This is a genomic window from Crocosphaera chwakensis CCY0110 (assembly GCF_000169335.1).
Classification (GTDB): Bacteria; Cyanobacteriota; Cyanobacteriia; order Cyanobacteriales; family Microcystaceae; genus Crocosphaera; species Crocosphaera chwakensis.
In genome coordinates this window covers 1-825 of the sequence record NZ_AAXW01000163.1, presented here as the reverse complement: position 1 = coordinate 825, position 825 = coordinate 1, and the positions used below count along the sequence as shown (strand labels likewise).

The following is an 825-nucleotide window of genomic DNA, read 5'->3' as shown; positions in this document are numbered from 1 at the left end:
CAGAACCATTTAGATTTAGCAGTGGTCACCTCGCTTATAGCGTACAGGATTTAATCGGAGTGTGCCATCAGTCTCCTCAGGAAGTAATATATTATTTGAAACGTGGGGATTTTGAGAAGTGGTTAGCCTATTTGGGTGAGACAGAAATTGCTAAAAAAGTTGAAGAAGTTCGTCATCTCTCCGTTACAGAAGAAGAACAATTAAAGCAGTTTATAAAAGTTCTACAACCACCCGAACCAGAAGAAAAACCTCCAACTTCTCCCCCTGAAATGACAACTTCCGAATCACCTGCTACAATAACACCATCAAATCAGGATACTTCTACACAAGAAGTGGACAATATAGATTCAACCGATAAAAACAAAGAATCAGAAGAATCGAATCCTATGACACAATTAAAAGATAAAACTCTAGAAACCCCTGAAGCTAAAAAGCCAACAGAAACCCCTGCTACTTCTGAAGTAAAAGAACCTCCTACTAAGAAAACTGAAACCGAGGCCAAAAAGCCAACAGAAACCCCTGCTACTTCTGAAGTAAAAGAACCTCCTACTAAGAAAACTGAAACCGAGGCCAAAAAGCCAACAGAAACCCCTGCTACTTCTGAAGTAAAAAAACCTCCTACTAAAGAAACTGAAACAGAGGCCAAAAAGCCAACAGAAACCCCTGCTCAACCTAAAGTTACTAAGGAGCCAAAAGAACCCGTTACTCCGGATAATGAGTCTTCTGATGAAGGTCCAGAAGCAAGAAGTTCCTTTGCTAAAGCTGTTAAAGACTTTGCTGCTCGCTATATTAGTAAGGGATAATTAGTTTTGATCAGTAGTTAGG

At 39.8% G+C, this 825-nt stretch carries 1 protein-coding gene; it reads left to right on the top strand.

The window, feature by feature from the left end; all coding sequences use genetic code 11:
* On the top strand, positions 1–803 hold an 803-nt coding region (locus tag CY0110_RS27810), incomplete at its 5' end, for a hypothetical protein (protein ID WP_035801000.1).
* Between the last annotated feature and the right edge of the window lie 22 nt (positions 804–825).